Origin of the sequence: uncultured Olegusella sp., from assembly GCF_947253395.1 — a bacterium.
Taxonomy (GTDB): Bacteria; Actinomycetota; Coriobacteriia; order Coriobacteriales; family Atopobiaceae; genus Olegusella.
Map to the genome: position 1 here is coordinate 1 of NZ_CAMXYY010000065.1, position 8,102 is coordinate 8,102.

Consider the following 8,102-nt stretch of genomic DNA (forward strand, 5'->3'; position numbering starts at 1 on the left):
AGTTCTCAACAATGACCGAGTAGCGAGTCATCTCGCGAATTGTGCTATCCCAAGCAGCAAAGAGCTCATCGTAGCTTTGCATAGCGGTGAAGTGGCCATAGTCTTTGGTGAAGCGTCGGCCGCTGGTGAGATCTACACCACCGTTCATTGCGCAGAGCAGCAGGCGAGGGAAGTTGAGATAACTCATGCCCGTGCAGCGATAGCCCCACTTGCCCGGAACCGCAGTTTCAACACAGCCGATTGCAGAGTAGTTATAGGCATCTTCTTCGGCAACACCCCAGTTGATAAATGAGGGGATGATAACTTCGTCGTTATTGAGAGCGGGCATACCAAAGCCGAGCTTCATCACTTCAACGCATTCATCGAGGAATTTCTTGTCGATATTGGCGTGATAGCGCACCGTAAGATTGGGCTGGGTGAGGCGGGTTTGCGCAACCGATTGCAGCACAAGATAAGAGAGCTCATTGACTGCATCTTTGTGCTCGGTGGTTTGGCCGCCAATGGTGACGTTTTGATACATGGGACTGCCAGCTGAAGAGAGCGTATGCGACTGACTGCGGATCTTTTGGACAGTCAGAGACTTGATCCAGAGGTTAGTAAGCAGTTCAAGCGCTTCATCGCGCGTGATAGCACCGCTCGCAAGATCTGCTTGGTAATAGGGCAGCATATACTGATCAAAACGTCCATAGGAAAGTGAGTGACCGTTGGACTCAATCTGCAGTAAAACCTGGGAGAACCATACGGCTTGAATGGCTTCGCGGAAATTGTTTGCAGGCTCATAGGGAACCTTGGCGCAAATCTCACTCATACGGGTAAGCTCTGCCTTACGGATGGGGTCACTCTCAGCTTGAGCAAGCTCAAACGCAAGATCAGCATAGCGCTGAGCCCAGCGATGAACGGCCTCAATCACAATCAGAACGGCACGATAAAAAGCCAGCTTATCAACAGATTCTGGGTCAGTGAGGTCGAGTGCTTCTTTAGCTGCACGCGCACGTTCCTCATAGCCGCGCAGACCTTCACGTAGCAGGCGGGCATGATTGATAGCTAGGTGGGCATCGCCTGCATTGAGTTTGCCCTCCATGCCAAAAAGGCCCGTCTCCATAAAGACCGAAACCTCGTCGGGAAGCAGAGCCATACCGCGGTCGCGCAGAGTATTGTTTTCCCAATAGGGTGTAATCTCACGAATGCGAGCTTTGTCTTCGTCGGTTACGTAGAAAACGTCACCATCACGTTTGTCAAAAAGATCCAGCTCATTCACGACAAAGCCGAGTGTGTACTCGGGAAACACCGGAGCATTGCAGTTTTTGCTTGCTTGGTTTCCTGCAAGCAGCGTTTTGTCCTCAATGTAGATGCTCATCTTGTCCAAAATATGAGCAAAAGAGAGAGCACGGCGGAGAACAGGAGGCTGGTTTGTGCTCTGTTTGTAGGACTCGGTGCAGAGAATAGCGCGCTCAGCGTCAACAAAGGGCTTTTCATCGAGCACTTCTTCACGGAATGCCTGCATGCGGGCAGTCAAAGAACCAAAGTGCTTGGAATTCTGCATAGCCTTCTCCATTTCATAAAAAAGCTTGAAAAGTTTCGAACGTAAGTTTATGATACCAAGCGAAGAGGGAAAGTCAAGCAATAAACCAAATTGTGTAGAGGATATATATGCAGTCAGCAACCGTATTTAACATCCAAAAATTCAGCCTCAATGATGGTCCTGGAATCCGCACGGTGGTGTTTCTGAAAGGTTGTCCTCTGCGTTGTTTTTGGTGCTCCAACCCCGAAAGTCAAATGCGTCGTCCGCAGTTGGAGTGGAAGGCAGATGCCTGCATTGAATGTGGTGCTTGTATAGCTGCCTGCCCACAAGCAGGGGTGTCAACGACAGCAGGCAAGCGGCATGTCAATATAAACACCGTTGATGGCTCATCTGAACTTGCAAAGCAGATGGTAGATGCATGCCCAGGCCGTGCGCTGTCCTTGGTGGGAAAGACACAGACAACAGAAGAGGTTCTCAAAGTCTGCCTGCAAGATAAGCCCTTTTATGAGGATTCAGGTGGCGGCGTTACGCTGTCTGGCGGTGAGGCCATGCTTTGGCCAGAGTTTGATATCGAGCTACTGAGTCTGCTGCATGCTGAGGGATTGGATACCTGCATTGAGACTGAAGCTTATGTTTCAAACAAAGTCTTTGCTGCGGTGGCGGAGCACCTTGATCATTTGCTGATTGATTTTAAACATGGCGATCCACAGGCGCATAAACGCGGCACAGGCGAGACAAACGAGTTGCCTCTAGAAAATATTCGTTGGGCACAAGAGGCGGGTAAGGATGTGCTGATACGAACGCCAGTTATTCCCCGCTTTAACGATTCGGTTGAAGATGCAAAATGCATGGCAGAAACCCTTGCTGAGTTGGGGATAGAGCGTGTGCAGCTGTTACCTTTCCACAATTTTGGCGAAAGTAAATACGCTCTGCTTGAGCGCAACTACCAGCTCTCAGGAGAAAAAAATCTCTCGAGTGATGACTTGTGCGCCTATGCTCAAGCATATGAACGTGCAGGCATCCATGCTTTTTGCTAGTTGCTCTGTTCATCTGTGAGCTCATTGCAATACTAAATATCAGCAGATGAGCAAAGATGCGGCATCTCATGTTTGGCAAGCCCTTAGGCAAGCGCGATATGAATGCCGAGTTTTTTGACTTTGCGACGGTCAGCAGGACTGATGCCAGCGTCAGTAACAAGATAAAGCGGTTTGTTTTCAAAGCGCAAAGGTACAGCTTCATATTGATGGAACTTTTCGGATTCAGTGAGCACAACTACTTGCGCCGCTGATTCTGCCATGGAAAGTACTGCTTCCGCGCGGAATTGATCTCCGTTGGTAAATCCTATGCCGTCAAGCCACCCATCAGCTCCAATAAAAAGGCGCTCTACCGCAAAGGACTTTACGCAGCTACGCAGTAGTGGACCTACGGTGACCTGAGAATCGCCTTGGACCGTACCACCGAGGAGCACCGTTGTGATATTGGGAGAGTCACGCACATACGTGCTGATAAAAACACTGTTGGTGATGATGGTGACGCCTTGGTGTGTATCCGCTAACTCGCGGGCAAGCAGGGCACAGCAACTGCCGCTTTCAATCATGATAGTTGCACCATCGGATATCGATTCGGCTGCTCGTTTGGCAATGCGAAGTTTTTCTTCATAGTGATAAGCAAGACGTCCAGCTACATCATTGGGATTTGAAAGTAAAGCAAAGCCATGCTCGCGTAAAGCAAGGCCGCGTGTCTGCAGGGAGTCTAGATCTTTGCGCATGGTAACGGTTGAAACGCCAAAATGCTCAGCGAGAGCAGAAACCTCAATTTTCTTTTCACTGGTTAGCAGCTCAAGAATCTGAGCGTCGCGTTTGGACATAACACTCCTATCGAAGAAAAATAAGCAAAATCATTTTCATATGAAACCATGATATATTTTTTCTGGTAAAAGGTGGTGAAGACAGATGATGGGCAAAACCCACATAAGTGTTGGTATTGCAGCGGCACTCTTTGTGTCACAGCCAGCGAGTTCTGCTGCCTGTATGGCCGCTGTCCTTGCGGGGGCACTTGGTTCGATTACACCTGATATCGATGTGCACGTCACGAGTCGCAGTCGCGATGTTTTCATTGCGCGTCTTATCGTAGCTGTGCTGGCCATAGTGAGTTTTGGTATTGATCGTGCTTTAGGGGCACAGCTCTGGGCATATATTTTGCAGATTCAGCTCAGTCAACAAGTTATAGGACTACTTGGCTTTTTTGGGCTTTGTATTATCGGCAGGTTTACGCCGCATCGGAGTTTTACGCATTCGGTACTGGCGCTTGTACTCTTTTGTGTGGCACTAGGTCTTGTACTACCAATGGCAGTTCCTTCTTTTGCAGCTGGATATGCCGCGCATTTGTTGCTTGACTTGCTTAACAAAATGCCGATGAATCTGCTCTTTCCTTTGGAGTCGAGCTGGTGTCTGCATTTATGTCATGCTGACGGACTTACCGACAAAGTGTTGATGTTTGCTGGTCTGGTGGGCGATATTGTTCTGCTTACCCTTTGTATTGAAAAATTTATATAGGAATATCCTATTCACAAGAGTCTAAATTACCTTAGATCTATCCATTATATTTAGTACTTATTCATAAAATATGCATTATAAATTTGTTGGCATCTGCCGCAGCGTACAGCACTGAGCTTAATTTTTTTCATCAGTTTCTCAGCAAAAGATTCTTAGTTTTTTTGCTAGCTCAAAGCCCGTTGATTTTCAAGACTATGATGCCCTGGAGCTTTTTTCGAGTTTTTGCAGGTTTAAGGACTTTTTTACGAGCGCAACATCTGAAGTAGGCATTAGCTTATGGGTGCAGCCGTGGTAAATTCCCCAAACAATACGTAGGCCTGATTAAGCATTTTATCTGCTCATGACAGCTCACGGCAGCTATTGCCCCGCTCGCCGTATTGAGAGCGATTTATACAATATTTCAAAAATGTTTCGCTATTGTGAGCCATGACCGTTTCGTTTTTACAGCGGAAGCATAAGGCTTCCAAGCTGAGAGGAGATCAGCTTATGTACAAGAAGTTTAGATTCTCTAAGGCAACCCGCGCTCTCATCGTTGCTGCAACTGCAGTCGCAATTTCGGGTATTCCCCAGACTGCTCTTGCCTGCACCCAAGTTTATATAGGCTCCGAACTTACCACTACAGGTGATACTTTCTGGGGTCGCGCAGAAGATTATGCCAATCGTTACCCCAAGGCTTTTGGCGTTGCTCCTGCCACCAAAAATGGCAAAGTCATTCAAAGCTACGAGAATGACACCGATCCCAAAGCAAGCTTCTCTTATAAAATTGATGGCCCTACGTTCCGTTATACCTATGTTCGCGATACACCTGATAACTGGACTGAAGCTGGTGACGCGAATGCCAAGGCTTATTCCGAGGCTGGTACCAATGAGAAGGGCGTCAGTGTTTCTTCAACTCTAACCACCAATATGAGCGATGCTATTGATAAGGTTGACCCTCGTATTGATACGGGTATTGGTGAGTACAGCATCCATGACTTTGTCCTTTCTCAGGCTTCTACCGCTCGCGAGGGCGTGGAGCTACTTGGTAAGGTTATTGATGAGCAGGGATCTCAGGACTGCAACCAGATTGTTATTGGCGATGCAAACGAGACGTGGATCTTTGCTCAGCTGTCTGGCAAGCAGTGGATTGCCGTTAAGATGGCATCCGATCAAGCTTCTTTGAATCCCAATATGGATAACCTCAAGTTTGATGTTGACCTTGAGGATAGCAAGAATTGCTTGCACTCCAAGGATCTCAAAAAGGTTGCCGAAGATGCTGGTACCTATGTTGAAAAAGATGGCAAGATGGACGTTGCCAGTTCTTATGGCAACAGCTCTGAGGATCAGGGTGTAGGTCAAAATACCCGTTATGTCCAAGGACATCTTTACTTTGGTGAGAAGCTTACTGAGGGCAGCGACTATACCGTTGACAAAGACGGCTCCGTAGCCACCGTTGCTAACTCTACTTTCTATGTCAAGCCTGCCGAGAAGGTTGATACGTTCACGGTTTTGCGCTCCTTGGGCGCTCGTGGCGAGGGCACAGCGGTAGATGCCAACAAGAACGATAAGCTCTATGCAGTTGGTAACAATCGTAGCACTGAGAGCCATATCTTCCAGGTACGCAAAGGCTTAGATGCCGATATTGCAACCATTCAGTGGGAGGGTTTGTCCCGCACCGAGTTCACCCTTTATATTCCTAGCTATTCTGCATTGCTGACTGAAGTTGACCAGGATATCTATCCCAACGAGGCTGCATACGATACCTCGCATGTTGGTGACATTATGGAATACAGCAAGGATAAGGATGGCAACAAGATCTACGACGAGAAAATCACTGAGTCCAACGAGAAAATTGCTATGAAGGATTCTGGCACGAAGTACCTCGATTACGATTTAATGGATCTTAATACTCTTGCGTATAACCACCGCAAAGATGTTGCTGAGGGCGTCCATGCCTATCTTGATGTCTTGCAAAAAGATATTATTGCTCAGCATGAAACCGTTGATGCTCAGATCAAAGATGTCAAAGACGCTAAGGCTCGTATGGCCTTTGCGAACAAGGCTCATGATGTTGTATCCGAACAGGCACAGGCCAAGGTTCATACACTCGTACAAGAAGTACGCGACTACCTGAACGCCGGGGATACCTCCAAACCCTTTGCCGCAAGTGATCTTGCTGAGGGCAAGCTTGCTACTGCTTTGACCTATGCTGACGAGCTGGCAAAATTTGATGCTGATGCTGCCGCTAAGGATGTTGTCGAGCCGTTTGAAGAGGAAAATGCCAAGCAGGAAGCTCCTGCCGAGGGCTCTGCAGACAGCAAGAAGGCTGATGAGACACGCTCTATGCCAACCGGTGTTATTGGTATCATCATTGCTGCTGTTGTAGCAATTGCTGGCTTTGTTGTTTACCGTGGCCGCAATAAGGAGTAAGTGCAATAAAGAGTAAGCAGCTGCACACATCGTGAGGCTTTGTTGCTGACTATAAAACCGCCTGTCGTATGAACTGCATCAAACTTGGATTCTCACATTGCAAACCATGTTTTTAAAATGTAGCTCAAAAGGCAGGCGGTTCTTTTGTGGCGGGTATGTATTCGCAGGCTTATATGAAAACCTCGTGATGTACCGGGTATAAAGACAGCATATGTTCAAGCAAAATGGCTCAGTGCCAAAATAAAGAGAGGGATAACGCATTGAAGAAGACCATCCTTATAGTGCAGGGTTCCCTGCGCAAGCAGTCATTCAATCGTCAGCTCCAGGCAGCTATCATCCAAGCTTTAGGTGATGCGGTCGAGGTTAAAGAACTTGACTTTGGGGATGTGCCTTTTATGAACCAAGATATTGAATGGCCAACCCCCGCAGCTATCCAGCGCGTGCGCAACGAGTTTGCTGCCGCCGATGGTATTTGGATTGTCACCCCTCAGTACAATGCAAGCTACCCAGCTAATATCAAGAATCTTATTGACTGGATGAGCCGTCCGTCGGCTCAGGGCTCTTCCAAAAAAGCGACCAAGGATAAGAAAGTCACCTTCTCTGGTATTGGTGGCAGTACCGCAACGCTAGAGATGCGCACCAAACTTGGCGAGCTTCTGCCTTTTGTTGGCATGAATCCCATGGATGAGTTGGGCCAGGGCTATACGGTCAACGGCTCTGCTTGGGGTGACAATGTCGTTGTATTCTCTGATGAGCAGAAAGCAGCTATTCAGGCTCAGGCAGAGGCTTTCCTCAAGTTTATTGAGGCCTAAGCATAAACGAACACTCATCCACCGCCGTTCCTTTGTGCAAAAACAGCATCCTAGAGGGGTGCTGTTTTTTGTAAGTCCTCAAGGCAGCCCCGTGCATTTTTGCATAGGACAAGAAAAACCCTTTGCTATGTGGATAGAGAATCTCCATTGTGCTGTTTATCGAAACAGTTATGCTCTGTACGCCTCTATACCGGCAGAATCGCATATCATTTGAGATAAGAGCTTTCCCCAGACAGTTCTGCTTGCAGTGCATATGCAGAAGGGGTGGGGAAAATTTGTATGTGCTTGATAAGCGTTACTCAGCAAGGGGTGAGATTATGCACAACGTTCGCGAGATTTCCGAAGATAGTTGGTGGTTGGGCGCATCCGATAGGCGACTAGAGCTTTTTGAAAACACCCATCCCACACCTGCGGGCATGTCGTATGACAACTATCTTATTTTGGATGAGAAAACCTGCTTGATGGATGGCACTGATGAGGCTGTTATGCTGCAGGTAATGGAAAACCTTGAGTATTTGCTTGCTGGGCGTACGCTTGATTATATGGTTGTGAATCATATGGAGCCCGATCATTGTCGTATGATTCCTCAGCTGGTAGAGCGCTATCCCGAGATTAAGTTTGTGGCTACGGCCAAGTCTTTTGAGTTGATGTCACAGTTCTTTGATTTTGATGTTGCTCCTCATGCAATTACGGTCAAGGAAAACGATACGCTTGAGCTGGGTCGTCATACCCTGCAGTTCTTCTTGGCTCCCATGGTTCTGTCTCTTATACACATCTCCGAGCCCACGAGACCGTTATTCTAAT

Annotated in this window: 7 protein-coding genes; 5 read left to right on the forward strand and 2 right to left on the reverse strand. The window is 47.7% G+C overall.

What is annotated here, in order from left to right:
* On the reverse strand, positions 1–1,543 hold a 1,543-nt coding region (locus Q0X25_RS05970; protein WP_298579943.1), incomplete at its 3' end, for a pyruvate formate lyase family protein.
* 107 nt (positions 1,544–1,650) lie between these two features.
* Between Q0X25_RS05970 and Q0X25_RS05975 the strand changes: the two genes are divergently transcribed.
* Positions 1,651–2,559 (forward strand): glycyl-radical enzyme activating protein, encoded by a 909-nt coding sequence (locus Q0X25_RS05975; RefSeq protein ID WP_298579946.1) that lies wholly within the window; start codon positions 1,651–1,653, stop codon positions 2,557–2,559.
* An 83-nt stretch (positions 2,560–2,642) separates the two neighbouring features.
* Here the strand turns inward: Q0X25_RS05975 and Q0X25_RS05980 are convergent, their stop codons facing one another.
* A complete protein-coding gene (locus Q0X25_RS05980; RefSeq protein WP_068540236.1) occupies positions 2,643–3,389 on the reverse strand; it encodes a DeoR/GlpR family DNA-binding transcription regulator in 747 nt (248 codons plus the stop codon).
* Positions 3,390–3,474: 85 nt separating this feature from the next.
* Between Q0X25_RS05980 and Q0X25_RS05985 the strand changes: the two genes are divergently transcribed.
* From Q0X25_RS05985 to Q0X25_RS06000, 4 genes are all read left to right on the forward strand, one after another.
* Positions 3,475–4,077: a metal-dependent hydrolase gene (locus tag Q0X25_RS05985; RefSeq protein ID WP_298579953.1), complete on the forward strand. Its 603-nt coding sequence runs from the start codon at positions 3,475–3,477 to the stop codon at positions 4,075–4,077.
* Between the two features lie 486 nt (positions 4,078–4,563).
* Complete coding sequence (locus Q0X25_RS05990) at positions 4,564–6,486, forward strand: C69 family dipeptidase (RefSeq protein WP_298579956.1); 1,923 nt, start codon at positions 4,564–4,566, stop codon at positions 6,484–6,486.
* Positions 6,487–6,746: 260 nt separating this feature from the next.
* Positions 6,747–7,298, forward strand: a complete 552-nt coding sequence (locus tag Q0X25_RS05995) for an NADPH-dependent FMN reductase (protein WP_298579958.1) — start codon at positions 6,747–6,749, stop codon at positions 7,296–7,298.
* Between the two features lie 317 nt (positions 7,299–7,615).
* Positions 7,616–8,101: a hypothetical protein gene (locus Q0X25_RS06000; protein ID WP_298579961.1), complete on the forward strand. Its 486-nt coding sequence runs from the start codon at positions 7,616–7,618 to the stop codon at positions 8,099–8,101.
* Position 8,102: the final 1 nt, after the last annotated feature.